The 26364-nt window shown below is 73.1% G+C and carries 25 protein-coding genes and 1 riboswitch; of the genes, 11 read left to right on the top strand and 14 right to left on the bottom strand.

What is annotated here, in order from left to right:
- The first annotated feature begins 65 nt into the window (after window positions 1-65).
- Entirely contained in the window at window positions 66-869 is an 804-nt protein-coding gene (locus tag ACIGO6_RS04460; protein ID WP_399871610.1) for an alpha/beta hydrolase, read from the top strand.
- Window positions 862-1509, top strand: a complete 648-nt coding sequence (locus ACIGO6_RS04455; RefSeq protein WP_399871095.1) for a hypothetical protein — start codon at window positions 862-864, stop codon at window positions 1507-1509. The genes ACIGO6_RS04460 and ACIGO6_RS04455 overlap by 8 nt, the downstream gene beginning before the upstream one ends.
- A 9-nt stretch (window positions 1510-1518) precedes the next feature.
- On the opposite strand, the gene ACIGO6_RS04450 is transcribed toward ACIGO6_RS04455, so the two are convergent.
- From ACIGO6_RS04450 to ACIGO6_RS04425, 6 genes are all read right to left on the bottom strand, one after another.
- Window positions 1519-2334, bottom strand: a complete 816-nt coding sequence (locus ACIGO6_RS04450) for an endonuclease/exonuclease/phosphatase family protein (protein WP_399871093.1) — start codon at window positions 2332-2334, stop codon at window positions 1519-1521.
- A 79-nt stretch (window positions 2335-2413) separates the two neighbouring features.
- On the bottom strand, window positions 2414-3367 hold the full coding sequence (locus ACIGO6_RS04445) for an ROK family glucokinase (RefSeq protein ID WP_399871092.1): 954 nt from the start codon (window positions 3365-3367) through the stop codon (window positions 2414-2416).
- 54 nt (window positions 3368-3421) lie between these two features.
- Window positions 3422-3976, bottom strand: coding sequence for a DUF5304 domain-containing protein (locus ACIGO6_RS04440; protein ID WP_399871090.1), 555 nt, complete (start codon window positions 3974-3976; stop codon window positions 3422-3424).
- 57 nt (window positions 3977-4033) lie between these two features.
- Window positions 4034-5215: an ArsA family ATPase gene (locus ACIGO6_RS04435; protein ID WP_399871089.1), complete on the bottom strand. Its 1182-nt coding sequence runs from the start codon at window positions 5213-5215 to the stop codon at window positions 4034-4036.
- Between the two features lie 209 nt (window positions 5216-5424).
- On the bottom strand, window positions 5425-5859 hold the full coding sequence (locus ACIGO6_RS04430; RefSeq protein WP_102930789.1) for an SRPBCC family protein: 435 nt from the start codon (window positions 5857-5859) through the stop codon (window positions 5425-5427).
- Window positions 5860-6026: 167 nt separating this feature from the next.
- Window positions 6027-6824 (bottom strand): metallophosphoesterase, encoded by a 798-nt coding sequence (locus tag ACIGO6_RS04425; protein ID WP_399871085.1) that lies wholly within the window; start codon window positions 6822-6824, stop codon window positions 6027-6029.
- 321 nt (window positions 6825-7145) lie between these two features.
- On the opposite strand from ACIGO6_RS04425, the gene ACIGO6_RS04420 reads away from it, so the two are divergent.
- Window positions 7146-8942 (top strand): AMP-dependent synthetase/ligase, encoded by a 1797-nt coding sequence (locus tag ACIGO6_RS04420; protein WP_399871083.1) that lies wholly within the window; start codon window positions 7146-7148, stop codon window positions 8940-8942.
- Window positions 8943-9000: 58 nt separating this feature from the next.
- Here ACIGO6_RS04420 and ACIGO6_RS04415 read toward each other — a convergent pair whose 3' ends face one another.
- Window positions 9001-10143, bottom strand: coding sequence for a glycosyltransferase family 4 protein (locus tag ACIGO6_RS04415; RefSeq protein WP_399871080.1), 1143 nt, complete (start codon window positions 10141-10143; stop codon window positions 9001-9003).
- Between the two features lie 122 nt (window positions 10144-10265).
- Between ACIGO6_RS04415 and ACIGO6_RS04410 the strand changes: the two genes are divergently transcribed.
- A complete protein-coding gene (locus ACIGO6_RS04410; protein WP_399871608.1) occupies window positions 10266-11516 on the top strand; it encodes a glycosyltransferase 87 family protein in 1251 nt (416 codons plus the stop codon).
- Here the strand turns inward: ACIGO6_RS04410 and ACIGO6_RS04405 are convergent.
- From ACIGO6_RS04405 to ACIGO6_RS04385, 5 genes are all read right to left on the bottom strand, one after another.
- Complete coding sequence (locus tag ACIGO6_RS04405; RefSeq protein ID WP_399871077.1) at window positions 11473-12666, bottom strand: hypothetical protein; 1194 nt, start codon at window positions 12664-12666, stop codon at window positions 11473-11475. The genes ACIGO6_RS04410 and ACIGO6_RS04405 overlap by 44 nt on opposite strands.
- Before the next feature lie 66 nt (window positions 12667-12732).
- Window positions 12733-13746: an NlpC/P60 family protein gene (locus ACIGO6_RS04400; protein WP_399871075.1), complete on the bottom strand. Its 1014-nt coding sequence runs from the start codon at window positions 13744-13746 to the stop codon at window positions 12733-12735.
- Between the two features lie 215 nt (window positions 13747-13961).
- Window positions 13962-15002, bottom strand: a complete 1041-nt coding sequence (locus ACIGO6_RS04395) for an NlpC/P60 family protein (RefSeq protein WP_399871605.1) — start codon at window positions 15000-15002, stop codon at window positions 13962-13964.
- Window positions 15003-15243: 241 nt separating this feature from the next.
- Window positions 15244-16587 carry an NYN domain-containing protein gene (locus tag ACIGO6_RS04390; RefSeq protein ID WP_399871073.1) on the bottom strand — a complete coding sequence of 448 codons (1344 nt, stop codon included), beginning with the start codon at window positions 16585-16587 and terminating at the stop codon, window positions 15244-15246.
- 126 nt (window positions 16588-16713) lie between these two features.
- Complete coding sequence (locus ACIGO6_RS04385) at window positions 16714-16953, bottom strand: hypothetical protein (protein WP_399871070.1); 240 nt, start codon at window positions 16951-16953, stop codon at window positions 16714-16716.
- 157 nt (window positions 16954-17110) lie between these two features.
- Between ACIGO6_RS04385 and ACIGO6_RS04380 the strand changes: the two genes are divergently transcribed.
- The 7 genes from ACIGO6_RS04380 to ACIGO6_RS04350 all read left to right on the top strand — a co-directional run bounded on the left by ACIGO6_RS04380 (window position 17111) and on the right by ACIGO6_RS04350 (window position 23467).
- Window positions 17111-17872: a rhomboid family intramembrane serine protease gene (locus tag ACIGO6_RS04380; RefSeq protein ID WP_399871067.1), complete on the top strand. Its 762-nt coding sequence runs from the start codon at window positions 17111-17113 to the stop codon at window positions 17870-17872.
- Complete coding sequence (locus ACIGO6_RS04375) at window positions 17869-18150, top strand: Lrp/AsnC family transcriptional regulator (protein WP_189877174.1); 282 nt, start codon at window positions 17869-17871, stop codon at window positions 18148-18150. Before ACIGO6_RS04380 ends, ACIGO6_RS04375 begins: the two co-directional genes overlap by 4 nt.
- A 106-nt stretch (window positions 18151-18256) precedes the next feature.
- The gene (locus ACIGO6_RS04370; protein ID WP_399871064.1) at window positions 18257-18562 is read left to right on the top strand and encodes a small secreted hydrophilic protein; all 306 of its coding nucleotides are present in this window, start codon (window positions 18257-18259) and stop codon (window positions 18560-18562) included.
- Window positions 18492-19973: an ATP-binding protein gene (locus ACIGO6_RS04365; RefSeq protein ID WP_399871061.1), complete on the top strand. Its 1482-nt coding sequence runs from the start codon at window positions 18492-18494 to the stop codon at window positions 19971-19973. The genes ACIGO6_RS04370 and ACIGO6_RS04365 overlap by 71 nt, the downstream gene beginning before the upstream one ends.
- A 19-nt stretch (window positions 19974-19992) precedes the next feature.
- Complete coding sequence (locus tag ACIGO6_RS04360; protein ID WP_399871058.1) at window positions 19993-20658, top strand: response regulator transcription factor; 666 nt, start codon at window positions 19993-19995, stop codon at window positions 20656-20658.
- Window positions 20659-20715: 57 nt separating this feature from the next.
- Window positions 20716-22131: an SLC13 family permease gene (locus ACIGO6_RS04355; protein ID WP_399871057.1), complete on the top strand. Its 1416-nt coding sequence runs from the start codon at window positions 20716-20718 to the stop codon at window positions 22129-22131.
- A 109-nt stretch (window positions 22132-22240) separates the two neighbouring features.
- Window positions 22241-23467 carry a glycerate kinase gene (locus tag ACIGO6_RS04350; protein ID WP_399871602.1) on the top strand — a complete coding sequence of 409 codons (1227 nt, stop codon included), beginning with the start codon at window positions 22241-22243 and terminating at the stop codon, window positions 23465-23467.
- On the opposite strand, the gene ACIGO6_RS04345 is transcribed toward ACIGO6_RS04350, so the two are convergent.
- Window positions 23398-24789, bottom strand: coding sequence for an aminotransferase class V-fold PLP-dependent enzyme (locus ACIGO6_RS04345; protein WP_399871054.1), 1392 nt, complete (start codon window positions 24787-24789; stop codon window positions 23398-23400). The two genes, ACIGO6_RS04350 and ACIGO6_RS04345, sit on opposite strands and share 70 nt — an antisense overlap.
- A gap of 188 nt (window positions 24790-24977) precedes the next feature.
- Window positions 24978-25094, bottom strand: a riboswitch (SAM riboswitch).
- 80 nt (window positions 25095-25174) lie between these two features.
- On the bottom strand, window positions 25175-26239 hold the full coding sequence (gene trpD / locus ACIGO6_RS04340) for an anthranilate phosphoribosyltransferase (protein ID WP_399871052.1): 1065 nt from the start codon (window positions 26237-26239) through the stop codon (window positions 25175-25177).
- Window positions 26240-26364 lie beyond the last annotated feature (125 nt).

Raw genomic sequence — 26364 nt, 5'->3', positions numbered from 1 at the left:
CAGTGCGGTCGCGTACGGTGAAGTACCCGCAAGTACCCGCACCCCTGATGACAGGAGACCGAGACGTGCCGGTCCTGCCCGGAGCCGAGCCGTACCGCCACGAGGGCGGGGAGGCCGGTGTCCTCCTCTGCCACGGCTTCACCGGTTCCCCGCAGTCGCTGCGCCCGTGGGCCCAGCACCTCGCCGCGCGCGGCCTGACCGTCGCGCTGCCGCTGCTGCCCGGGCACGGCACACGCTGGCAGGACATGCAGGTCACCGGCTGGCAGGACTGGTACGCGGAGGTGGACCGCGAGCTGCGCGCCCTGCGGGAGCGCTGCGCGCGCGTCTTCGTGGCCGGGCTGTCGATGGGCGGCGCGCTGGCGCTGCGGCTCGCCGCCAGGCACGGGGACGCCGTCTCCGGCGTCGTGGTCGTCAACCCGGCGAACCGGATGCACGGCGTGGCCCAGCACGCCCTTCCGGTCCTGCGCCATCTGCTGCCCGCGACGAAGGGCATCGCCAGCGACATCGCCAAGCCGCTCAGCACGGAGCTGGGGTACGACAGGGTGCCGCTGCACGCGGCCCATTCGCTGCGCGCCTTCTTCCGTCTCGCGGACGGCGACCTGCCGCAGGTCACGCAGCCGCTGTTGCTCCTGCGCAGCCCCCAGGACCATGTGGTGCCGCCGGCCGACTCGGCCCGCATTCTCGGCCGGGTCTCGTCCACGGACGTGACGGAGGTCCTGCTGGAACAGAGCTACCACGTGGCGACGTTGGACCATGACGCGGACCGGATCTTCGCGGAGAGCGTCGCGTTCATCGGCCGGCTCGCGCCCGGTTCCGTCAGGGAGCCGGAGCCCGGTCTCGGCAAGGAAGGGACGGCCGCAGGTGGCTGAGCACCACTCCGACCGCGAGGACCGCGAGGAGCGGGACGTGGAGCGGGAGCACCGCGAGGGCCGGGAGCGCGCTCAGGAGCGCGTGCCCGGCGAGCAGGGCGTGCCCGTCGACGAGGACGCCGCCTGGGCCGCGATCGTCGCCGGGTACGGGGACGAGCCGCCGGACCCGCCGGGCGCGAAGCCGTTCAAGTCGGTGGAGGACCTGGCGCTCCTGGAGGCGGAGACGAACGACGACGAGCCGGATGCCGACGAGCAGCACGCCGACAAGCCCGCGGCGGACCGGCCCGCCTCGGCCCGGCCGCTGGGCAGCTCCGTGGCGTTCGCTCCCGGTGTCGGCCCGCGCGACCACAGCCTGGCCGAACCCTCGGACGACGATCTCGACCAGGACGACGAGGGCCACTTCGTACCGCCCGAGCCGCCCCCGCTCCCCGAGGGGGACACCACCGCGAAGTTCGCCTGGCTGGGCGTGCTGGGCGGCCCGGTGCTGCTCCTGCTGGCCGTGGTGCTCGGCTGGGACATGACCTGGTGGCTGACGACCCTGAGCATCGGCGGCTTCCTCGGCGGCTTCGCCACGCTGTTCATGCGGATGCACCCGGGCGACGAGGACGACGACGATCCGGGGCGGGGCGCGGTGGTCTAGGCCCTGTCGTCACATGCCCGTCGTCCGCCCGCCGGGCAGGCGGGAATGTGACGACAGGGCCTGGGAGGCCGCGGGTACACGGAGGGCGGTCAGGACCGGCAGGTGGTCCGTGGCCGCCCTCAGGTCGTCCTCGGCGACCCCGGCGAGTCCCAGCGGTACCCCGCAGCCCAGTACGTCGACGCCCTCCGTGACGAAGACCGCGTCGATGCGCCGGTCGGGGGCGGTGGCGGAGAAGGTGTACTCGCCGCCCCAGGGCGCGGCGGTCCAGCAGTCCCGCAGCCCGTCGCCGAGCCGCCGGAAGGTGCGGCCGCCGGGACGCTCGTTCAGGTCGCCGCCCACCACCGCGTGCTGCACGCCGAGGCCCGCGACCCGGTCGAGGAGCAGACCCGCCTGCGCGTACCGCTCGTCGCTCTCCAGCGAGAGGTGACAGCTCACGACGCCCAGGCGGGCGCCGCCGAAGCGGACCACGGCGGTGGCGAGGCCCCGGCGGTGCCGGCCGGGGGTGAGTGGGAGCAGCACGTCCTCGGTGCGCTCCACGGTGGCCCGCAGGGAGCACAGCAGCGCGGGCCCGGCGGCCGGGGCGCCGCCGGAGAGCAGCACCATCCCGGACGCCGCGGCGAGCCGGGTGAGCTTCTTGCGCCAGCGGAAGAAGCGGGGGGCCTCCTGGAGGAGGACGAGGTCGGGGGCGCAGCCGGCGATGACCCGGGCGAGGGCGTCGGTGTCGTCGCGCATCGAGCGGATGTTGTAGCCGAGGACCCGGACGACGGCGGAACCGTCGGGCTCGGTAAGGGAGTTGGGGAGAGGAGGGAGGGACGACGTTGCCATGCGGATCAAGATACGACGAGGCCCGCCGTCCCCGGACGGGGCTCGACGGGCACTGTCGTACGCGAGGGTCCTACGGCCGTCACATCACCGGGTCGGGCTCCCGGGCCAGGTCGGCCGCGCCCACCAGGCCGGCCTTGTTGCCGAGCTGGGCGGCGATCACGTCGGCGACCGGACGCCAGTTGCCGCCGACCAGCCACCGCTTGTAGGACTTGCGGATCGGGTCGAGGACCAGGTCGCCCTCGTCGGAGAGGCCCCCGCCGACGATGAAGGCGGACGGGTCGAAGAGCGAGGCCAGGTCGGCGAGGCCGGCGCCGGCCCAGCGGGCCAGCTCCCGGTAGGAGTCGACGGCGACCGGGCAGCCCTGGCGGGCGGCGACGGAGATGTGCTTGCCCTCGATGCCGTCGGGGGTGCCGTCACCGAGCGCGAGCAGCACCTCGGCGCGCTCGGGGGTGGCGTTGGCGCGCTGCTTGGCGTACCTCACCAGCGCCCGGCCCGACGCGTACTGCTCCCAGCAGCCCTGCGAGCCGCAGCCGCACAGCAGGCCGTCCGGCACCATGCGGATGTGGCCGAACTCGGCGGCCACGCCGAAGTGGCCGCGCCGCAGCTTGTTGCCGATGATGATGCCGCCGCCGAGGCCGGTGCCGAGGGTGATGCAGATGACGTTGCGGTGGCCCTTGCCGGCGCCGAACTTGTACTCGCCCCAGGCCGCGGCGTTGGCGTCGTTCTCCACGACGACCGGGAGGCCGACGCGGGCCTCGACCTTGTCCTTGAGCGGCTCCTGGCGCCAGTCGATGTTGGGCGCGAAGTAGACCGTCGAGCGCTGGCGGTTGACGTATCCGGCGGCGCCGATGCCCACGCCGACGATGTCGTGCCCCGCGCGCGCCCCCTCCACCGCGGAGGCGATGGCGTCCACGATCGCCTCGGGCGTGGTGGGGGTCGGCACCTTGTGGGTCGAGAGGATGTTGCCTTCCTCGTCGACCACGCCGGCCGCGATCTTCGTGCCGCCGATGTCGACGCCGATGGTGAGTCCCATGAATCCCTCAGTTCGGTCGAGCCCCGCTAAGGGCAACCGTACCCGAGGCAGGGCTCAGTCCAGGTCGATGCGCTGCCCCGGACCGGTGCCCTCGCCGCCTTCGTCACGGCCGGCGTCGCCGCGTTCGTCCAGGTCGCGGGGGTCGCGGGGATCCTTCGGGGCGGTGTCCCCGGTGGTCCAGCGGCGCTCCTGGTTCTGGACGGCCGAGCGGTAGGCGGCGAGGAGCTCGCCGCCGGCGGCCGCGAGGTGGTCGAAAACGTCAGGATTGCGCTCGATGACCGGTTCGACCGCGGCCTTGGCCTGCTGGACGACCTGCCGGACCACCTGCTGGGCGGCCGGTCCGGCGACCTGACCGAGCAGCGGGGACTGGAGGCCGGACAGCTTTTCGGCGACGGTGTCGACGAGCCTGCGCAGTTCCTCGGCGGCCGACCCGGGGGGCGCCCCGTGCTCGGCACGGCGGCGGGCCTTCTCGGCCTCCAGGTCCTCGGCGCAGGCCGTCGCCCAGGCGTCGGCGTCGGTGGCCCGCACCTCGTCGACCGGGCCGGGCGACTCCACCGCGTCGGCCTCGCCGTGGCGTGCGGCCTCGGACGGGGGGAGCTCTTCGCTCATGACGGACTCCTGACTACGGTTCGTCCTTACGACGTTACCCGAACGTCCCCGGCGCGTTCAGCGGCTCCGGGGCCACAGCGCCGGGTCCGGCGCGAAACGCACGGCGAGCGTGCCGTCCCGCAGTGCGGCTCCGTCGACGGTGCAGCGGCGCAGCGCGGACGGCAGCGGGACGATCCGGCGGAACGGTCCGACGGTGACGACCAGTTCGTCGCCGCGGCGAACGAGGTCGAGCTCGTCGCGTATGGCGCCGGGCAGCGGGATGTGCCAGACCAGCACGCCGTCGTCGGCCAGCCGGTCGGTGACGGGCCACTCGACGGGGGAGGCGTCCGGGACGATGCCCGGGGCGTCGAGCGCGGCGAGGTCGTACGGGCCGCGCGGGTCACGGCCGAGGTGGGCGACGGTACGGACGTCGTACGCGCCCCGCCACTCCGCCAGCGTCTTGCGCTGCTGGGCGAGGGGGCCGGCGAGCCAGCTGTCCGCGGGGGTGTCCTCGGGCAGGACGCGGTTGGCGACCAGCAGGTCGGTGCGCAGTCCGCGCAGGGCGAGGCCGAGGGTGGCGGCGTGGACGGCGTCGGCACCGGCCGGGCCGGGCTCGGCGACCAGCCGTACGACGGTGTTCCGGTCGGCGAGGACGGCCTCGGTGGCGGCGAGTTCGAGGTCCCAGCGGGCGGCGGCCTCGTACAGCGCCTCGGCGGGCATGGGGACGCCCGCGAGCCGGCCGAGGACCGGGCGCAGGGCGCGGGCGGCCTGCCGTTCGGGCGGGAGCAGGCGGCGCAGGTAGCGGCGGAGCTCCTCGGGCAGGGCGAGCAGGGCGAGGGCGCGCGGCGCGGGCGGGAGGTCGACGACGAGGAGATCGTGGCGGTCACCGCCCCCGGCGAGGGCGGCGTCGCGGAGGGCGCGCAGCAGGGCGAGTTCGTCCGCGCCGGGCAGCGGGGTGAGCTCCTCGGCGTCGAGGCGGGCGGCGCCGAGGAGGTCGAGTGCGGAGGCCGCGCGCTCCTGGAGGGCGGCGAGGCCGTCGCGGAAACCCTGGGCGGCGTCGGGTCGCCAGGCGGTGAGGTGCGGTTCGACGCGCACCGGCGCCGGGCCCGTGGGCACCCCGAGCGCGGCGCCGAGGGTGTCGTCGCGGTCGGCGCCCAGGAGGAGGGTGCGGGTGCCCTGCCGGGCGGCGGCGAGCGCGGTGGCGGCGGCGACGGTCGTACGGCCGGTGCCGCCGGGGCCTGTGATCAGGATGGTGCGCATGATGTTGAACGGTACCTGTGTGGTGCCGTCGGCTGGGGGGGTGACCGGCGTGGGTGCGGGGCGGGGGTGGGTTGCGCAGCCCGGCGCTACGGGGTGCCTCCCCCACTCTCGGCTTCGCTCGAGCGGGGGACCCCCACCGCCCACCCGTGCCGCCCCCGGGGGTACCTCCCAGGCCGTTCAGGCACTGGAGGAGGCACGACTGCCCGCAGCTAGGCCGACTCGACTCGCTTCTTCAAGCCTGCCAGGGCTCGGTCGATGATGACCTTTTCGGCTTTGCGCTTGATCATGCCGAGCATCGGGATCTTGACGTCGACGGTGAGCCGGTACGTGACCTCCGTGCCCGTGCCCGCCGGCCTGAGCAGGTAGGAGCCGTCCAGGGAGCGCAGCATCTGGGACTTCACCAGGGTCCAGGACACCTCGTGCTCCCCGGTCCAGGTGTAGCCCAGCGTCTGGTCGTCCTTGATCGCCCCGGCGTCCATGACGAGTCGGACCTGCTCGGCACGCCCCTGTGCGTCGGTCGCGAGGACCTCCGCCTCCTTCACCTCGCCGGTCCAGTCCGGGTAGCGGGCGAAGTCGGCGATCACCGCCATGACGTCGGCCGGTGCCGCCTCGATCGTGATGCTCGAGCTGGTGTGTTCCGCCATCGCCGTGGCTCCTCCGGATGCGGGCCGGTACTGAGGGTCGTCGCGCGTCGCCGTGCATCGTCATGCACGGTCGTGCGTGTGTGTGCCGCGTGAAGGCTATCGCGCACGGGCCGGGCCGATGTCACCACCTACCTGCGCAAGTCCGGCCACCGGGATGCCGGCCCGGCTCACCACTCCAGCGCCCAGGGCTTCCCCGTCGACGCGAAGTGGCCGACGTTCACGCACTCGGTGGCTCCGATGCGCATCCGCCGGACCAGCGGCTGGTGCACGTGCCCGAAGAGGGCGTAGCGCGGACGGGTGCGGCGGATCGCGTCCAGCAGCGCGCGGCTGCCCCGCTCGAAGCGCCGCGCCACCGTGTCGTAGACCAGCTCCGGCACCTCCGGCGGGATGTGTGTGCACAGCACGTCCACCTCGCCGACGGCCTCGACCTTCGCGGCGTACTCCTCGTCGTCGATCTCGTACGGCGTGCGCATCGGGGTCCGCAGGCCGCCGCCGACGAAGCCGAAGACCCGGCCGCCGATCTCGACCCGCTCCCCGTCGAGCACGGTGGTGCCGGGCCCGGCGTACTCCGGCCACAGGGGCGGCATGTCGACATTGCCGTAGGTGGCGTACGTCGGTGTGGGGAACGCGGCGAACATCTCGGCGTACTGCCCCCGCACCGCCCGTTCGATCAGCGCCGCCCGCTCCTCGCCGACGCCCGCCCACAACCGGGCCCCGAACTCCCGCGCCTCGCCGAAGCGGCGGGCGGTGCGCAGCTCGACGATGCGGTCGGCGTTCTCGACACCGAAGAGGTCGGGGAAGATGCCGCGCGAGTGGTCGGCGTAGTCGAGGAAGAGGACCAGGTCCCCCAGGCAGATCAGGGCGTCGGCGCCGTCGCCGGCGCGGGCCAGGTCGCGGGCGTTGCCATGGACGTCGCTGACCACATGGACGCGCGTCCTCGTGTTACCGGGCGGTGTGGGTGCCATGGCGATCAAGCGTAAGCAGCGCGTGCCTCTTGTGAACAGTGGCGGCCGGACCTGCGGTTACTGGCTGGTCGGTTGATCCGTCGACTACTGTGCGCAAAGGAAACCCCAACCGTGTGACGCAGCGAACATCTCGCGGGGACCCCCTGTCGGAGAAGCCATACCGGCGGGTAACGTCCGGGCAGTCCAGTCGTGCTCAGGATTTCAACATGTGAATCGGCGTGTGGTTCACCAGGTGAGCTCCGGAGCACTTGCCCGAGCCTTGGACCGCACCGTCGCATCACACAGTGTCGTGGCGCCGGCGCCCTATGAGGAGCAGCAGTCTTGCGCGAGTTCAGCCTTCCGGCTTTGTACGAGGTCCCCACGGACGGAAACCTGACGGACATCGTCCGCAGAAACGCCGCGCAGCACCCGGACGTCGCCGTCATCTCCCGCAAGGTGGGCGGTGTCTGGCAGGACGTGACCGCCCGCGACTTCCTGGCCGAGGTGCACGCCGCCGCCAAGGGCCTCATCGCCTCCGGTGTCCAGCCGGGCGACCGGGTCGGCCTGATGTCCCGTACGCGCTACGAGTGGACCCTGCTGGACTTCGCGATCTGGAGCGCGGGCGCCATCACCGTGCCGGTGTACGAGACCAGCTCGGCCGAGCAGGTGCAGTGGATCCTCGGCGACTCGGGCGCGACCGCCTGCGTCGTGGAGTCGGCCGGGCACGCCGCCGCCGTCGAGTCGGTGCGCGAGCAGCTGCCCGCCCTCAAGAACGTCTGGCAGATCGACGCCGGTGCCGTGGAGGAGCTGGGGCGCATCGGCCAGGACGTCACGGACCGGGCCGTCGAGGAGCGCAGCTCGATCGCGAAGGCCGACGACCCCGCGACCATCGTCTACACCTCCGGCACCACGGGCCGCCCCAAGGGCTGCGTCCTCACCCACCGCAGCTTCTTCGCCGAGTGCGGCAACGTCGTCGAGCGGCTGCGCCCGCTGTTCCGCACCGGCGAGTGCTCCGTCCTTCTCTTCCTGCCGCTCGCCCATGTCTTCGGGCGCCTGGTGCAGGTCGCCCCGATGATCGCGCCGATCAAGCTGGGCTGTGTCCCCGACATCAAGAACCTCACCGACGAACTGGCCGCGTTCCGGCCGACGCTGATCCTCGGTGTGCCGCGCGTCTTCGAGAAGGTCTACAACTCCGCGCGTGCCAAGGCGCAGGCCGACGGCAAGGGCAAGATCTTCGACAAGGCCGCCGACACGGCGATCGCGTACAGCAAGGCGCTGGACACCCCGTCGGGTCCCTCCGTCGGCCTGAGGATCAAGCACAAGGTCTTCGACAAGCTCGTCTACAGCAAGCTCCGCACGGTCCTCGGCGGGCGCGGCGAGTACGCCATCTCCGGCGGCGCCCCGCTCGGCGAGCGGCTCGGCCACTTCTTCCGCGGCATCGGCTTCACGGTCCTGGAGGGCTACGGCCTGACCGAGTCCTGCGCGGCCACCGCGTTCAACCCCTGGGACCGGCAGAAGATCGGCACGGTCGGCCAGCCGCTGCCCGGTTCCGTGGTGCGCATAGCGGACGACGGGGAGGTGCTGCTGCACGGCGAGCACCTGTTCAAGGAGTACTGGAACAATCCCGGCGCGACCGCCGAGGCACTGGCCGACGGCTGGTTCCACACCGGGGACATCGGCACCCTCGACGAGGACGGCTATCTCCGGATCACCGGCCGCAAGAAGGAGATCATCGTCACCGCCGGCGGCAAGAACGTCGCCCCGGCCGTCATGGAGGACCGCATCCGCGCGCACGCGCTGGTCGCGGAGTGCATGGTGGTCGGCGACGGACGGCCGTTCGTCGGCGCGCTGGTCACCCTCGACGAGGAGTTCCTCGGCCGCTGGTGTGCGGAGCACGGGAAGCCGGCCGGTTCCACGGCGGTGTCGTTGCGGGAGGACCCGGATCTGCTCGCGGCGATCCAGTCGGCGATCGACGACGGCAACTCCGCGGTGTCGAAGGCGGAGTCGGTGCGGAAGTTCCGGGTGCTGGAGGCTCAGTTCACGGAGGACTCCGGGCACCTCACGCCTTCGCTGAAGCTGAAGCGGAATGTCGTGGCGAAGGATTATGCGGACGAGATCGAGGCGATCTACGCGAAGTAGTCGAGCGGGGGGCGCCTTCTGGGGTGCCCCCTTGTCGCCGTTGGCGGGTGCGGGTGCGTTACAGCAGGGCCTTCAGGTGCTCCGCCAGTAGGTCCCAGCGCCACTTCTCCTCGACCCAGGCCCTGCCCCGCTCTCCCATGCGGCGGCGCAGTCCGGCGTCGCCGAGGAGCGTGACGATGCGGTCGGCGGACTCCTCCTCGGAGTTGCCCCGCACCACCCAGCCGGTCTCGCCGTCGAGGACCGCGTCGGGGGCGCCGCCGGAGTCGCCGGCGACGACGGGGAGGCCGGTCGCGGAGGCCTCCAGGTAGACGATGCCGAGGCCCTCGACGTCCAGGCCGCCGCGGCGGGTACGGCACGGCATCGCGAACACGTCCCCGGCGCCGTAGTGCGCGGGCAGCTCGGACCAGGGGACGGCGCCCGTGAAGTGGACGGAGGCGGCGACGCCGGTGTCGTGGGCGAGGCGGCGCAGTTCCTTCTCGTAGGGGCCGCCGCCGACGACCAGCAGGACGGCGTCCGGCTCGGCGGCGAGGATGCGGGGCATCGCCCGGATCAGCGTGTCCTGGCCCTTGCGCGGGACCAGCCGCGAGACGCACACCACCACCGGCCGCTCGGTCAGCCCGAGCCGGGCCCGCACCTCGTCGCCGCCGCTGCCGGGGTGGAAGGTCTTCTCGTCGACGCCGGGCGGCAACTGCCGCATCCTGGCGGCGGCCCGAGGAGTGAGCGCGCCCGCTATGCGGGAGCGCGTGTACTCCCCGAGGTAGGTGATCGTGTCCGTGGACTCCCCGATCCGGCGCAGCAGTTGCCGGGCGGCGGGCAGCTGGGCCCACCCGGCCTCGTGGCCGTGGGTGGTGGCGACGATCCGCTCGGCGCCCGCCTTCCTGAGCGCCGGCGCCATCAGTCCGAGGGGCGCCGCCGCCCCGAACCACACCGACGTGCACCCGTGTTCGCGCAGCAGTCCGACGGCCCGCCGGGTCACGCGCGGCGTCGGCAGCAGCATCGTCGTACGGTCCCGTACGACGGTGAAGGGCTGTTCGGCGTCGAAGGCGGCGGTGGCCTCGAGGCCCTCCCGGCCGTGCTTCCAGGTGGAGGCGTAGACGACCAGCCGCTCGGAGTCCAGACGCAGCGCCATGTTGTGCAGGAAGGCCTGGATGCCGCCGGGGCGGGGCGGGAAGTCGTTCGTCACGATCAAGGTCTTGCGCATCGTCGCCGACCCTACCGAACCGCCCGCCCGGGGCGGGGCCCGGCCGTGTCTGTGGCACGCGCACAGGAGCCCGGGTCATCATGGCGGCACCGGCACGGCAGGCGCGGACGGGCAGGGAGCACGTGGAGACGACGGACGCGAGGCGGTCAGCGGTGCGGCTGCTGACGGCCTGGGGCGCCACGCGGCTGGTGCTGCTGCTGTTCGTGCTGAAGGTGCTGGTCTTCCCGGGTCCGGACGTCACCGGTGACGTGTCCGTCATCTACCGGGGCTGGTACGAGATCCTGCGCACCGGAACGTTTCCGCAGGCCGACGTCACCTGGCAGTACCCGCCCGCGGCGGCCTTCGCGGTCCTCTCCCCCGCGCTGCTGCCCTTCCTGGAGTACGCGACCGCGTTCTTCGTCCTGGCCTGCGCGGCGGACCTGGCCGTCCTCGCCCTGCTGTGGCACGCGGGCCGGGGCTCCGGGCGCTCGCCGCGCGGGGCGTGGGTGTGGGTGGCCGGCGTACCGCTGCTCGGTCCGACGGTGTACGCCCGCTACGACGTGATGGTCACCGCCGTCGCGGTGGCCGCGCTGCTGGCCGCCGGCCGGCATCCGCGCGTGGCGGGGGCCCTGGCGGCCCTCGGGGCGCTGCTGAAGGTGTGGCCCGCGCTGGTGCTCGTGGGGATGCGAGGGCCGCGGGGGCGCGCGTCGTGGGCCGCCGCCGCGCTGAGCGGGGCCGGGCTGGCCGCGCTGTTCGCGGTGACCATGCCCGGGGCGTTCGCGTTCCTGACGGCCCAGCGCGACCGGGGCACGGAGGTGGAGTCGCTGGGCGCGCTGGTCTTCCACGTCGCCCGGCACTTCGGCTGGGACGGCGAGGTCCTGCTCCACTACGGCTCCGTCGAGTTCCTCGGCCCGTACGTGGACGCGGTGAGCACGGCGGCCCTCGCCCTCAGCGCCCTGGCGTTCGGCTGGCTGCTGCTGTGGCGGCGGGCGGCCTCGCGGTTCGCGGCGCACACGACGGCGGACGCGGCCTTCGTGGCGGTGCTGGTGTTCACGGTGACGAGCCGGGTGATCAGCCCGCAGTACCTGGTGTGGCTGATCGGCCTCGCGGCGGTCTGCCGGTGCTTCCGGGCGAGCCGCATGCGGGTGCCGGTCGCCCTGGTGCTGGCGGCGAGCCCGGTGACGGTCCTGGAGTTCCCGGTCTGGTTCGGCCACGTCGTCGCGAGCGACCCGCTCGGCATCGTGCTGCTGTTCCTGCGCAACGGTCTGCTGGCGGCCGCCGCCGTCCTCGCGGCCCGCGCCCTGTGGCGCGACACGGTGCCGCGCGGGGGAGCCGACGCGCGCGGGCGGCTCAGTCGAACTCCGCCCGCAGATACTCCCGCCACCGCGCCGTGAACGCCTCCGGCGTGGTGCCGAGCACCTCGTCCATCGCGTCCTCGACCGCGCCGGCGCGCTCGTCGTGGGCGCCCACGGCCCGGTAGAAGGCGTGCAGCCGGTCCTCGCCCCACTGGGCGGCGATCATCCGGCAGGCCAGCCAGCCGCTCTCGTAGGCCTGGGCCAGGTCGTCCGCGTCGCCGGTGAAGCCGAAGTCCTCGTCGGTCGGCAGCCGGCCGGGCACCCGGCCCTCGGACACCGCGCGGGCCAGCTCGGGGGCGGCCTGCGACGGAGCACGGTCGGTGGCGCGGTAGCCGACCCAGTCGGCGTACCCCTCGGACAGCCACAACGGGGTGGCGGTGGTGGTGTGGGCGCGGGTGGCGACGTGGGTGGTCTCGTGGGTGAGCACGACCTGCTTGCCGAGGGTGCCGAGCAGCCCGTACGCGTCGGGGTTGACGACGACCCGGTCCGCGGGGGCGCGCTCCCGGCCGCCTGTCTCACCGGTGGTGACCGCCGCGATGCCCCGGTACGAGGAGGCGGGCGAGCCGAGCAGGCCCGCCATCCCCTCCAGCGTCCGGGGGACGACCACGACGACCCGCCGGGACCAGTCGCCGTCCCAGGCGTCCGGGATGTCCGGCACCGCCCGGTCGGCCAGGTCGGCGAAACCGCGCAGGGCCTCGGCGCTCTGCCCGACGCCGAGGACGAGGCTGTGCGTTCCCCGGACGACCCGGACCGCGCCCTGGTCCCAGGGCTGCTGGCCGGCCTTCTCCGCGGGCCGGTCGGAGGCGACGGACCAGCGTCCGCCCGCGCCGTCCCGGCTCAGTCGCACGGTGCGGCCGGCGGTGACGGGACCCCGGTCGTAGCCCTCGACGCGGTAGCGCAGCTCGACGTCGGCGGTGGCCGTGTCGCCGGTGCGGTCCACGTCCGTCACCCGGTAGGACCACGCGGCCAGCGGTACCGCGCTCAGGTTGTCGAAGCCGGCCCCGGTGCCCGTACGCGCATAGGCGGCCCGGTCGTGGTCGAGGACGGCCGCCGCCCGCCGGTCCAGCACCCGCTGCACCTCGGTGCGGACGGGGTCGGCGGTGGTCCGGCCGCCGCAGGCCACCAGGGAGACGAGCAGCAGGCACAGCGCCACCACCGAGGAACCCGACACCCGCCTTCGACCAGCCACCTTCCCGATCGTACGGGCGCCGGAGCGCGGGGGCGGCGGACGGGACAACCGGAGGGGCCGGGACGGTCATACCCGGGTGACCGAGGAGACCGGCATCATGCCGACCGGGTCGTAGCGCACGGGGGCGCCGGGATAGGGCGCGTGGATCACCTGGCCGTTGCCGGCGTACATGCCGATGTGGCTGGCGTCGTCCCGGTAGGCGACCAGGTCGCCGGGGCGCGCCTCGGCCAGGGAGACCCGCCGCCCGGCGCCGGACTGCGCCTGCGAGGTGCGCGGCAGACCGACGCCCGCCTGGGCGTAGGCCCACTGGGTCAGGCCCGAGCAGTCGAAGCCGGAGGGGCCGTTGGCGCCCCAGACGTAGGGCTTGCCGAGGGCGGACCGGGCGGCGGCGACGGCGGCCGCGGCGCGGTCGGAGGCGGGGGTGGCGGTGCCGAGGGCCATCAGGTCGGTGCGGCCGGAGCGGGAGCCGCGCTCGTAGGCGGCTCGTTGACCGTCCGGGAGGGCGTCGAGCAGCTTCCGGGCCGTGGCGAGCTTGCGCTCCACCGTCCTCTTGTGGGCGGCGACGGCCTTGCGGCCCTTCTCCAGCTCGGTGAGTTTCCCGGCGGCCTCGGCACGGTCCTGGGCGAGGTCGCGCAGGGCCTTCTGGAGTTCCCTGAGCTCACCGGCGTGGTGGGTGGTGATCCGGTCGAGCACCAGGGCCTTGTCCAGGTAGTCGTCCGGGTCGGCGGACAGGAGCAGCGTCAGCGCGGGGTCGATGCCGCCGGAGCGGTACTGCGCGCCGGCCAGCGAGCCGAGGGCGTCGCGCATGGTGTTGATCCGCGCCTGCTTCCGGGCGATCTCGTCCTGCGCGGTGCTGACCTCCTCGCGCAGGGCGTCGGTGCGTGCGTCGGCCTTGTTGTAGGCCTCGGTCGCCTGCTCCGCCTCCGTGTACAGGCGGTCCACCTCCGCTCGCCGGTCGTCGTGCGGGGCGGCCGTGGCCGGTACGGCGCCCAGGACTGCGGCGGCGACGGAGAGCAGGCCGACGGCGGCGGTGGCGCCGTGGTCGAACCCGGATGGTGCAAGGCGGCGATGGGACCCCACGGGAAGCCGCACTCCTTCCGCTGGCGGACGGGGAAACGCGGCAGACAGTAACCCCGCGGCCGGGCGGCGGCCAAAGACGTGCGGAGGGCGCACAACGCGACGCCCCGCCGCTGACGCAGGTCACCGGCGGGGCGGGGGCTCCGGCGCCCTGCCGTGATTCGCCCGAACGGGCGGTACGGCGAGGGCGGCCGAAGGGTTGACGAGGGGCGTCGGGGTCAGACCCGGACGCCGAACATGAACGGGCCGCCGATGGTGCCCATCGACTCGTAGCGGACGACCGTGCCGGTGCGCGGCGCGTGCAGGACCTGGCCGTTGCCGGCGTAGAGGCCGACGTGGTGCAGGTCGTTGAAGAAGAAGACCAGGTCGCCGACCTGGAGCTGGCTCTGCGAGTAGATGCGCGTGCCCGCGCCGGTCTGCGCCTCGGAGGTGCGCGGGATGGCGACGTCGGCCTGGGCGTAGGCCCAGGAGGTCAGGCCCGAGCAGTCGAAGGAGGACGGGCCGGTGGCGCCGTAGACGTAGGGCGTGCCGAGCTTGCTCTGGGCGGCGGCGAAGGCGGCGGCGGCCCGGCCGGAGGCGGGGGTGCCGGTGCCGGAGAGGACCTCGCGCTCGCTGCTGCGGGTGGCGCGCTGCTCCTCGGCGGCGAGGGCGGCCTTCTCCTGCGCGGTGAGCGTGTTGAGCAGCTTCTGCGCGGAGGAGAGCTTGCCCTGGACTTCCTTCTTCTTGTTGCCCAGTTCGGTGCGGGTGGAGGCGAGGTCCTTGAGCTTCTTGGTGGCCTCGGAGCGCTGCTGGGAGAGGTCGCGCTGCTTCTCCTGGATCTTCTTCAGCGCCTCGACCTGCTGACCGCTCAGCTGGTCGAGCGTGGAGGCCTTGTCCAGGTAGTCGTCCGGGTCGGCGGAGAGGAAGAGCTGCAGGGACGGGTCGATGCCGCCGGAGCGGTACTGGGCGCTGGCCATCGAACCGAGGCCGTCGCGCAGCTCGTTGAGCTCCTCCTGGCCGCGGGCGACGTTGTCCTGGATGGTGGAGATCTCCTTCTGGAGCTTCTCCTGCTTCTCCTTGGCCCCGTTGTACTTCTCGGTGGCCTTCTCGGCCTCTTCGTAGAGCTTGTCGACCTTGGCCTTGACCTCGTCCTTGCTCGGCTTCTCGCTCGGCGCGGCGTTGGCGGCCTGCGAACTGAGAGCGACAGCGGCGGCGGCAGCGGTGGTGAGCACGGTCACGCGCGTGCGGCTCGGCTGCTTGGGACGACGGTGGGACGCCACGGAGACGAGCTCCTTCTTGAGAGGGATCACCCGTTCGAGGGTTCGATGGCAGACCCTAGTGACCCACTCGTGATCATTCAAATCCTCCGCCGAAAAATCACAGTTACGCAGAGCATTCTTTGCCAGAACTCACCTGGCGTGAGCTCCACTTGACGCTACGTTGCGTGACGGATCCGTCAATTCCGGCATACAAGGCCTACGTTGTGGTTGCCACGAAAGTGAAGCAAGGGGAAGCAGGGAGCTAGGAGAGCCGCTTGAGGAGCACCACGGACGCCACCGGTCGCGCGCCCGCCCGGGCCACGCCGTCGGCGACCTCGCGGTCGGTGGAGACCACGATGACCGGGCGGCCCGGCGGCTCGGCCCGCACCAGCTGGCGGATCAGCTCGTCGGCGGTGACACCCGGCTTGGAGAACAGCACCCGTACCCCGCGCGGCGGCGCGAGCAGCACCGGCGCCGCCAGTTCGGCGCCGTCGAAGACACAGGTCATCTCGGCGCCGGTCTGCGCGGCGAGCTGGGAGAGCTGGCCCAGCAGCCGCAGCCGCTGCTTCTCCAGCGGCATCTGCGGATAGCCGGTCTTGGTGACGTTGTAGCCGTCGACGACCAGGTGCGCCTGGGGCAGCGCGAGCAACTGGTCGAGGATGGCGGGGTCGTTCTCGGAGAGCGCGCGGGCGGCGATGTCCTTCGGCGACATCCGGCCCGGCTCGACCGCGTCCACCGTCTGCGCGGGCCGCACGGACACCGGGGGCAGGGCGAGCTCCCGGCGCAGGCCCTGGGTGGCGTCCAGCAGGGTGTCCAGCAGCAGCCGCACCCGCATGTCCTCGATGCTGCGTCCCTCGCGGGCGGCCTTGCGGGTGGCCTCCAGGACGGCCTCCGCCTCGCCGAGCCGGGTCTTGAGCCGCCGGGTCTCGCTCTCGGCGGCGGACACCTGGGCGTGCCCCTCGGCGCGGACCGCGTCGATCTCGGCCCGGATCTTGCGCAGTGCCGCCTCGCCGCGCTTGACGTCGCTGAGGGCGGAGCGCAGCTTGCGGTGCAGCGCGTCGGTCTCCTTCTTCGCCGCCTCCAGCTCGGCGCGCAGCCGCTCGGTCTCGGTCCGGGTGTGCTCGCGGGCCCGGGCCAGCTCCTCGCGCAGCCGCTCCAGCTCCGCCCGGCTCTCCTCGTCGGCCCGCTCGGCGTCGGCGCGCTGCGCCTCCTCGCCTGCGGCGGTCACCAGCTTCACCCAGCCGTGCGGCCGCAGTACGTAGGCCGCGGCCGCCACGTCGAGCGGGTCCGCGGCCGGGGGCGGGGTGCCGGCGTCCAGGGCGCCGGCCAGTTCCGGCTGGGCCTGCCTGAGCTTCTCGCCGATGCGCTGACGGAACAGCGTGTCGGTCTCGACCGCGGCGGCCATGGCGTTGCCGGCGAACTTGGCCCGGCGATTGGGGGCGAACCGGGCGTACTGTCTCAGCTGGGCGGGCAGTTCGCCGAGGGTGAGCCCGCCGAAGCCGTCGGAAACTATCTGGACGACCTTGCGGCGCACCCCGTCGGGCAGCGGGCGGTCGAGCACCTCAGCGGCGCCGTCGCCCGGCTCCCCGCCTTGTGTCTCCACCATCCGTCACCCCAATGTCTCCGCTGTCTCCGCCGTCTCCGCCGGTCCGCGCCACCCGCGCCGTCTCCGCGCGGTCGTCCCGACGCGGTCCCGGTCCGGGATCACCTCACGCGGGGGCCGCTCCCGTGCTCAGGATTCGGCACCCGGCCTGTCCACGAGTTCCACCTGGTCCACGGCGTTGCACCAGCGGCACCGCACCGATTCGATGGTCTCACTGAGCACCTCCCGCTCCTCGACCTTCGGCTCACCGGCCAGGTCGAGGTGGACGTACTCGACGACCTTCGAGGCCCGGGTCACGTCGAAGCGGGTGAGGTTGCCGCAGAGGGTGCAGCGCCACCGCGTCGTGTCGGTCGGCAGGGGAACCGTCATCGTGCTTGTCCACTCTCTTCCAGTGTCGGTGACGCGCCGGGCTCCCCCGGTGCGTGTGGCTCGTAACCCTACGGCCTGGCGGGTACCCGTCGCCCGCGTGTCCACGGCGGCGAGGCGATCTGGGAGGTTGCGTCCCGTTACGCCATGCTCTGTAGACATGATCAGCAACTGGAGCACGGCGGCCCTCAGGACGGTCAGGACGCTCGGCAGGGGCCGCACGGCCGGGGGCCGGGCGGCGCCGGTGACGTACGGGCTGATCACCCTGTGCTGTGTGCTGTTCCTGGTCAGCCCGGCGGCGGGCCTGAATCCGGCGTACGGCACCGGTGAGGAGCTGCTGGCCGCACAGCGCGCCTACTTCCGGCGCTGGGGCGTGATCCCCGCAGAACTGTTCGAGGACTCCCCCGGGTCCGCGCTCACCCCCGCCACGGCGCTGTTCGTCCACGGCAGCTGGGTGCACCTGCTGGGCAACATGCTCTTCCTGTACGTCTTCGGCGCGATGACCGAGGAACGCATGGGCCGGCTCCAGTTCGCCCTGTTCTACGTCGGCTGCGGCTACCTGGCGCTGCTCGGCTACGCCGGGGCCAACGCCCACTCCCAGCAGTCCCTGGTCGGCGCCTCGGGGGCGATCTCCGCGGTGCTCGGCGCGTTCCTCTTCCTGTTCCCGCGCGCCCGGGTGACCAGCCTCCTGCCCTTCCTCTTCTTCCTGCCGCTGCGCCTGGCCGCCTGGCTCGTGCTGCCGTTCTGGGCGGCCCTGCAGTGGCTGGCGGCGGGGCGGGCCGGCGACGGACCGGGGGTGGCGTACCTCGCGCACCTGGTCGGCTTCGGGCTGGGCCTCGTCTTCGCCTGGGTGCGCTTCGGGGGTGGGTCTACAGTTGGGGGCGTTCCAGCGACGGCCCCCGAGGGAGAGAAACAGCCGTGATCAGCGCGATCGTCCTCATCAAGACCAGCGTGGACCGGATCCCCGAGATCGCGGAGCAGATCGCCGCGCTGGAGAACGTCAGCGAGGTCTTCTCCGTCACCGGCACCTACGACCTGATCGCCATGGTGCGGGTGAAGCAGCACGAGGACCTGGCGGAGGTCATCCCCGGCCGGATCAGCAAGATCCCGGGCGTCGAGGGCACGGACACGCACGTGGCGTTCCGTACGTACTCGCAGCACGACCTGGAGGCGGCGTTCGCCATCGGGCTGGACAACTAGCCTCCGAGCGGGCCTGTCCGGCCGGACGCGGGTGACGGGACGCGGATGAAAAGTTCTTCATCCGCGCCTCATGCGGGCCGCCGGGTTGCGGGCGCAGGATCGGTCCATGGTCTTCTCTCGCCGGATGGCGGCCCTGGCGGCCGTCGTCCTGATCCCGCTCGGCATCGCCGCGACCAGTTTCGCCCTCACCGACAGTCCGCAGGAGCCCAAGGTCCCGGCCAAGGTGGAGCTGGAGAGCGGCTCCCCCACCCCGACGCCCACCTCCTCCTCGCCCGAGCCGACGCCCAGCGACCAGGTGGTGACCCGGCCGCCGGTGACCGACAGCCCCCCGGATGACGACGATGACGACGACCGAGGCCAGGACGCCGGGGACGACTCGAGTGCCGACGACGCAGCCGGCGACGACGGCTGACCGTGAGCGGCGCCGGATATCGGCACGGGTCCGCATCCTGCTCTGGCTGCTGCTCGTGATGGCGGTCGCGCTCGCCTCGGTGGCCGCGACGACCCGCTCGATCCTGCTGCGGGACACCGACCAGCGGATCAACGGCCTGCTCGCGCAGGAGGCCGGCGAGTTCGCCCACTTCGAGGGACAGGGCTTCGATCCGGAGACCGGCCGCCCCTTCACCGACCCGGGGCGGCTGCTGAAGGTCTTCCTGGAGCGGCAGTACGCCGATCTGGACGAGGAGCTGATCGGCCTGGTGGGCGAGGTGGGCAGCAGGCCCACGCAGATCATCCAGCAGCGCGAGATCCCGGTCACCCTGCCCCTGCACAAGGACGCCGACGCCCGGCGCCACATCTACGCCTCACCCGACTCCACCGGCACCCTGCACCGGCCGGAGGGCGACATCCGCTGGGCCAAGGTCACCGTGGCCCGGTACGGCGGTGAGCCGGCGGCCGCCTTCGTGGTCGCCTTCCACCCGGGGCGCGAACAGGCGCGCGCCGACGAGGTGTTCCGGGTGCTGCTCGCCATCTCCGGGGTCGCCCTGCTGATGACGACCGGCATCGCCTGGGTGGTCGCGGGCCGGATCCTCAAGCCGGTGCGGCTGGTGCGCACCACGGCCGCGCAGCTCACCGAGCAGGACCTGACCCGGCGCATCCCGGTGCACGGCCACGACGACGTGGCGGCCCTGGCGGAGACGTTCAACGCCATGCTGGACCGGCTGGAACGCGCCTTCGCCACCCAGCGCCGCTTCGTCGACGACGCCGGCCACGAACTGCGCACCCCCATCACCATCGTGCGCGGCCACCTGGAACTGATGGGCGACGATCCGGCCGAGCGGGAGGAGACCGTCCGCCTGGTCACCGACGAACTCGACCGGATGAGCCGCATCGTGGAGGACCTGCTGCTGCTCGCCAAGGCCGAACGCCCCGACTTCGTCACCCCCGAGCCGGTCCAGCTCGCCGAACTCACCGCCGACGTCTACGTCAAGGCCCGCACCCTCGGCGAGCGGGACTGGGTGCTGGCCGAGGTCGCCGACCGCGAGGCCGCACTGGACCCGCAGCGGATCACGCAGGCCATGGTGCAGCTCGCGCAGAACGCCGTGCAGCACACCACCCCCGGCCAGACCATCCGCATCGGCTCCCGCGCCGACGGCACCCGCATCGAGCTGTACGTCGCCGACTCCGGCCCCGGCGTCCAGCCGCAGGACGCCGGGGTGATCTTCGAGCGGTTCCGGCGCGGCACGGCCCGGCGCGGGGTGCGCGGGTCCGGCGCCGGGCTCGGGCTGTCGATCGTCAAGGCCATCGCCGAGGGCCACGGCGGCCGGGTCGCCCTGCGCGCCACCGAGGGCGGCGGCGCCACCTTCGTACTGACACTGGACTGATTCCGGAAGAGGCACGTCCATGAACCGCATCCTCATCGTCGAGGACGAGGAGCGCATCGCCTCCTTCGTCGAGAAGGGCCTGCGCGCCAACGGCTTCACCACCACCGCCGTCACCGACGGCGACGCCGCCTACGAGTACGCCCTCACCGGCGGCTTCGACCTGGTCGTCCTGGACATCGGACTGCCCGGCCGGGACGGCTTCACCGTCCTGCGCGAGCTGCGCGAGGCCCGGGTGACGACCCCCGTGATCGTGCTGACCGCCCGGGACTCCGTACGGGACACGGTGGCCGGCCTGGAGGGCGGCGCCGACGACTGGATGACCAAACCGTTCCGCTTCGAGGAACTGCTCGCCCGGGTACGGCTCAGGCTGCGTACGGCGGCCAGGGCACCCGAGGTGACGGTGCTGAAGTCGGGGGCGCTGAGCCTGGACCTGCGCACCCGCCGGGCCCGCGCCGGGGACCGCACCGTCGACCTGACGGCCCGTGAATTCGTGTTGCTGGAGCTGTTCCTGCGCCATCCGGGCCAGGTACTCTCCCGCGAGCAGATCCTGTCGCACGTATGGGGCTACGACTTCGACCCCGGCTCGAACATCGTGGACGTGTATGTGCGGGCGCTGCGCAAGAAGCTGGGCGCGCAGCAGGTCGAGACGGTACGCGGGATGGGATACCGGCTGCCGGCCTGGTGAAGTTTCCTTCATGTGACGCTCATCGATGGCTCACCGCCTCTGTGAATCCTCGATGACGTGACGTTGAACCTCCGCCTCGCGGCGGCCCTCTGCGTGGCCCTGTCCCTGTGCGCGCTGCTGGCGGTCCCCGCCAACTTCCCCGCCCTCGGCGGTGACGCGCGCCTCACCCTCGCCGTGTTCGCGCTGGCGACCTGCGCCTGGATCGGTACGCCGATCGACGACACGTACATCGCGCTGGGCGCCGGACTCGCGCTCACCGCGACCGGAGTGATCAGCAGCGACACCCTCTTCGGCACCCTCGGCGACGACACGGTGTGGCTGCTGATCTGCGCCTTCGTGCTCGCGGCGGCGGTGGCGCGGACCGGGCTCGCCGGGCGGGCGGCGGCGTTCCTGGTCGGCGGGGCGCGCAGCGTACGGCAGTTGGTGCACCTGACGACGGCCGCGCTGGTCGTGACCGCGTTCGCGGTGCCGGCCACGTCGGGCCGGGCGGCGCTCGCGCTGCCGGTCTTCCTGGCGCTCGCCAAGGCCCTCGCCGACCGGAAGCGACTGGTCGTGATGCTGGCGCTGCTGTTTCCGACCGTGATCCTGCTGTCGGCGGTCGCGACCCTGATCGGTGCGGGTGCGCATCTGATCACCGTGTCGGTGCTGTGGGAGACGACCGGGGAGCGGATCGGCTTCACCCAGTGGCTGCTGCTGGGCCTGCCGTTGGCGGTGACGTCCTCCCATCTGGCCGCCGAGACCGTCCTCCTGACGACCACGCGGCGCACGGACCGCGCGGGCCCGGTGCACATCACCGCCGAGGAGATACAACGGCACAGCGACAGCCCCGTCACCGGCCCCTGGACGCAGGCGGAGAAGCGCTGCGCGCTGCTGCTCGCCACGGTGGTGGCCCTGTGGTGCAGCGAGCCCCTGCATCACGTCCCGCCCGCGGTGGTGGCGCTGATCGGCGCGGTCGTCGCCTCCTCCCCCGCGCTCGGCACCGTACGGCTCAAGGACGCGCTCAAGACCGTGCCCTGGTCACTGCTGCTGTTCATGGCGGCGACCATGGCGATGGGCGTCGCGCTCGCCGACTCCGGTGCGGCGAAGTGGCTGGTGTCGGGGCTGCCCGCGCACGTCACACCGGCCGTCTTCCTCGGGGTCGTGGTGGCGGTCAGCACGGCGGCCCACCTGGTCCTCCAGTCCCGCTCGGCCCGCTCCTCCGTCCTGGTCCCGCTGGTGATCGCCGCGGCCGTGGGCGCCGGGGTCAACCCGGTCGCCGCGGCGCTCGCGTCCACCGCAGCGGCCGGCTTCTGCCACACGCTTCCGGCGTCCGCCAAGCCGGTCACGCTCTTCTCCGACATCCCCGGCACCCCCACCTACACCCCGCGCGACCTGCTGCGGCTCTCGGCCGTCCTGGCACCGCTGACCGCCGCGCTCGTGCTGTTCTTCGCCGCCGCGGTCTGGCCGCTGCTCGGCGTTCCCGTGACCCGCTGAAGGAGTCCCGATGTCCTCCGTGTCCTCCGTGTCCTCCCTGTCTTCCGTGACCTCCGTGTCCTCCGCGACCTCCGCGACCGCCCCGTCCTCCACGGCTTCCACGGCTTCCCTGCTGAACCGTGTCGTCGTGGCCCCCAGCGGCTTCAAGGAGTCCCTGTCCGCGCAGGCCGCCGCCGACGCCATCGCGGCGGGCGTCCGCCGGGTCCTGCCCGCCGCCGAGATCGACCTGATCCCGCTCGTGGACGGCGGTGAAGGCACGGCCGTCGCGCTGGCGTCCGCCACCGGCGGGCGGTTGGTCGCCCTGGCCGCCACCGGCCCGGTCGGCGAACCCCTCGGCACCCACTTCGCGCTGCTCGGCGCCGGGGACACGGCCGTGGTGGAGATGGCGGCGGTGGCGGGCCTGTCACTGGTCCCCCGCGCCCTGCGCGACCCCGGCGCCACGACCACCTACGGCGTCGGCGAGCTGATCCGCGCCGCGCTCGACACCGGAGTACGGCGCGTCCTGGTCGGCTGCGGCGACTCGGGTACGTCCGACGGGGGCGCGGGGGCGCTCCAGGCGCTCGGCGCCCGGCTGCTGGACGCGGACGGCTTCGAACTCCCGCCCGGCGGACGGGAGCTGACCCGCCTCGCCCGCATCGACCCGGCCGGTCTGGACGCCCGTCTGAAGGACACCGAGCTCCTCGTCGCCTGCAACCCCTTCAACGTCCTGTGCGGAGAGCGGGGTGTGGCCCGGGTGTTCGGCCCGCAGAAGGGGGCGACCCCCGCGCAGGTCGAGGAGTTGTCGGCCGGGCTGGAGAACTGGGCGCGTGTCCTCACCCGCGACCTCGGTGTGACCGGCACCGACCTGCGGGCGGGCCCCGGCACCGGCGCCTCCGGCGGGCTGGGCGCGGGGCTCGCCGCCGTCGGGGCCCGGCTGCTGCCCCGCTTCGACGTCCTGCTGGACCACCTGGACCTGGACGCCCGCCTCGCGCGCGCCGACCTGGTGCTCACGGCCGAGGGCGCCCTGGACCACCAGACACCGCGCGGCAAGGTCCCCGCCGAGGTCGCCCGCCGCGCCAAGCTGTCCGGCCGCCCCGTCCTCGCCCTGGCCGGCACGCTCGGCGAGGGCGCGCACGAGGTGCCGGGGGTGGACGCCTTCCACGGCATCATGCCGGCCCCCATGGCCCTGGCGGACGCGCTGCTGCGCGCCTCCGAGCTCCTCACGGACGCCACGGAACGGGCGTTGCGGATGGTGCTGCTGGGGTCGCGGCTGCCGGGCCGGGCCGTTCAGGCGGCGGGAGTGCCGGACCCGGCGGAGCTGGTGTCGGGCACGCAACGCCCGTCCTCGGTGCGGTAGTTCCACCGGGCGCCGTCGCTCACCAGCTCCCGGACCGCGTTCACGAACCGCTCGACGTGCTCGTCCGGGGTGCCCGCGCCGAAGCTCACGCGGATGGCGTTGAGGGACTTCTCCCCCGGCGTCGCCTCGGGGGCGCCGCACTCGCCCTGCGTCTGCGGGTCGCTGCCGAGCAGGGTGCGCACCAGCGGGTGGGCGCAGAAAAGACCGTCGCGCACGCCGATGCCGTACTCCGCGGAGAGCGCGGCGGCGAAGTGGGAGCTGTTCCAGCCGTCCACGACGAAGGAGATCACGCCGACGCGGGGCGCGTCGTCACCGAAGAGGGACAGCACCCGCACCTGGGGCACCTCGGCGAGCCCCTCCCGCACCTTGGCGATCAGGTACTCCTCGCGCGCGACCAGCGTGTCGAACCCGGCCTCCGTGAGCGCCTTGCAGGCGGAGGCGATGGCGTAGGCGCCGATGACGTTGGGCGACCCGGCCTCGTGCCGGGCGGCGCTGTCGTGCCACTCCACGTCCACGCCCCCGTCGGTGCGCCGGCTGACCCGGCGGCTGGCGCCGCCACCCGCGAGGTACGGCTCCGCCTCACGCAGCCAGTCGGCCCGCCCGGCCAGCACGCCGGAGCCGAAGGGGGCGTACAGCTTGTGCCCGGAGAAGGCGACCCAGTCGACGTCCAGGTCGCGCACGCTCACCGGGTGGTGCGGGGCGAGCTGGGCGGCGTCCAGCACGATCCGGGCGCCGTGCGCGTGCGCCGCGGCGGCCAGTTCACGCACCGGCCACAGCTCGCCGGTGACGTTGGAGGCGCCCGTGACGCAGACCAGGGCGGGCCCGTACGGCTCACGGGCGGCGAGGGCGCGCTCCAGGGTCTCGACGGCCTGCGCCGGGCTGCTCGGGGCGTCGAGGTAGGTGACCTGGGCGTCCCGCCAGGGCAGCAGCGAGGCGTGGTGCTCGGTCTCGAAGACGAAGACCCGGCAGCCGGCGGGCAGCGCGGCGGCGAGCAGGTTGAGGGAGTCGGTGGTGGACCGGGTGAACACCACCTGGTCCCCGTCCCGGCAGTCGAGGAAGTCGGCGACGGTCTTCCGGGCGTTCTCGAACAGGTCGGTCGACAGCTGCGACAGGTACCCGGCGCCACGGTGCACGCTGCCGTAGTACGGGGCGTAGGCCGCCACGTCGTCCCAGACCCGCTGCAGCGCGGGCGCGCTGGCGGCGTAGTCGAGCGCGGCGTAGGTGACCTCCCCGCCGGTGACGAGCGGGACGGTGACATCACGGCCCAGAACGGCCAGAGGGGCACAAACCGACTGGTCGGCGGCGAGCGTGGAGACGGACATGGGTGCACTCCCGTGAAGGCAGAGGACATCACCACGCGAACCGCGACGGCTCAAGCGTGGGAAAGGTGAAGAGGAAAGCGAAGAAGGCGAAAGAAGGGGGATGCGGAGGCGGGGCTCTGCGGCCCTATCGCATTCGCTGATTCACGGGAGACTCCCTCGAACGACCCAGGACCCCTGGTTTCGCGAGGGGTCCGCGCTTGCCGTGAACCTTGCTGTCCACGACCTGGTCTTCACCCGGGGCACCCCGCCACGGACGGAGGGTTGCCGGACAGTCGGCCGGGGCCGAATGACTGTCGCTCATGACCTGGAAAGGAACGTACGGGAAATGATCGGCGCCCCGCAACCCGAGTCCGGATCGCGGGACGCACGTCACACGGGAAGGCCCCTACGCGTTGCTCACGGCCACCCAGCGGTCCAGCACCCGCTTGGCGGCACCCGAGTCGATCGCCTCGGCGGCCCGGTCCATGCCGGCCCTGATCTGCTCGGTCAGTGACGCCTCGCCGGGCTCCAGGGCCACCAGGGCGGCGGCGGAGTTCAGCAGCACCGCGTCCCGTACCGGGCCCGTCTCGCCGGCCAGGAGACGGCGGGCGACATCGGCGTTGTAGGAGGCGTCGGCGCCCCGCAGCGCCTCCACCGGCACCAGTTCGAGGCCCACGTCCCGCGGGTCGAAGGTCTCCTCGGTGACCTTGCCGTCGCGCACGACCCAGACCCGGGAGGTGGCGGTGGTGGTCAGCTCGTCAAGGCCGTCGTCGCCCCGGAAGACCAGGGACGAGTGGCCGCGCTCGGCGAAGACACCGGCGATGATCGGTGCCATCCGGGCGTGCGCGACCCCGATCGCCTGGGACTTCACCTTGGCGGGGTTGGTCAGCGGGCCCAGGAAGTTGAACACCGTGCGGATGCCCAGCTGGCCGCGTGCCGCCGCCACATGGCGCAGCGCCGGGTGGAACTTCACGGCGAAGCAGAAGGTGATGCCAGCCTCCTCGGCGACCGCGGCCACCCGCTTCGGCGTCAGCTCCAGATTGACCCCGAGCTTCTCCAGGACGTCCGAGGCGCCCGATGCCGAGGAGGCGGCCCGGTTGCCGTGCTTGACGACCTTGGCGCCCGTACCGGCCACGACGATCGCCGACATGGTGGAGATGTTGACCGTCTTCGCGCCGTCGCCACCGGTGCCGACGATGTCGACGGTCCTCCCCGGCACCTCGATCACGTTGGCGTGCTCGTACATGGTGCGGACGAGACCGGAGATCTCCTCGACGGTCTCCCCCTTGAACCTGAGGCCGACCGCGAACCCGGCGATCTGCGCGTCGGTCGCCTCGCCGCGCATGATCACGTCCAGCGCCCAGGCGGTCTCGTCGGCGGTCAGGTCCCGGCCGTCCGCCAGTCCGTTCAGCAGGGCGGGCCAGGAGCGGCCCGCCGCGGTGTCGCCTCCAGCGGGGGTCAAAGCGCTCATGAGCCGCTCCTGAATCGTGTGTATGACGGAAAGAGGGTGTGCTCCCACCCTATCCAGCCCCGGGCACGGCGAAGGGCCCCGTCCGCGGAACGGACGGGGCCCTTCGACCGTGGTGTGGCGACGCT

This window comes from Streptomyces sp. NPDC053750 (assembly GCF_044544295.1).
Lineage (GTDB): Bacteria > Actinomycetota > Actinomycetes > Streptomycetales > Streptomycetaceae > Streptomyces.
The sequence above is the reverse complement of the archived record's forward strand: the minus strand, read 5'-3'. Positions and strand labels throughout refer to the sequence as shown.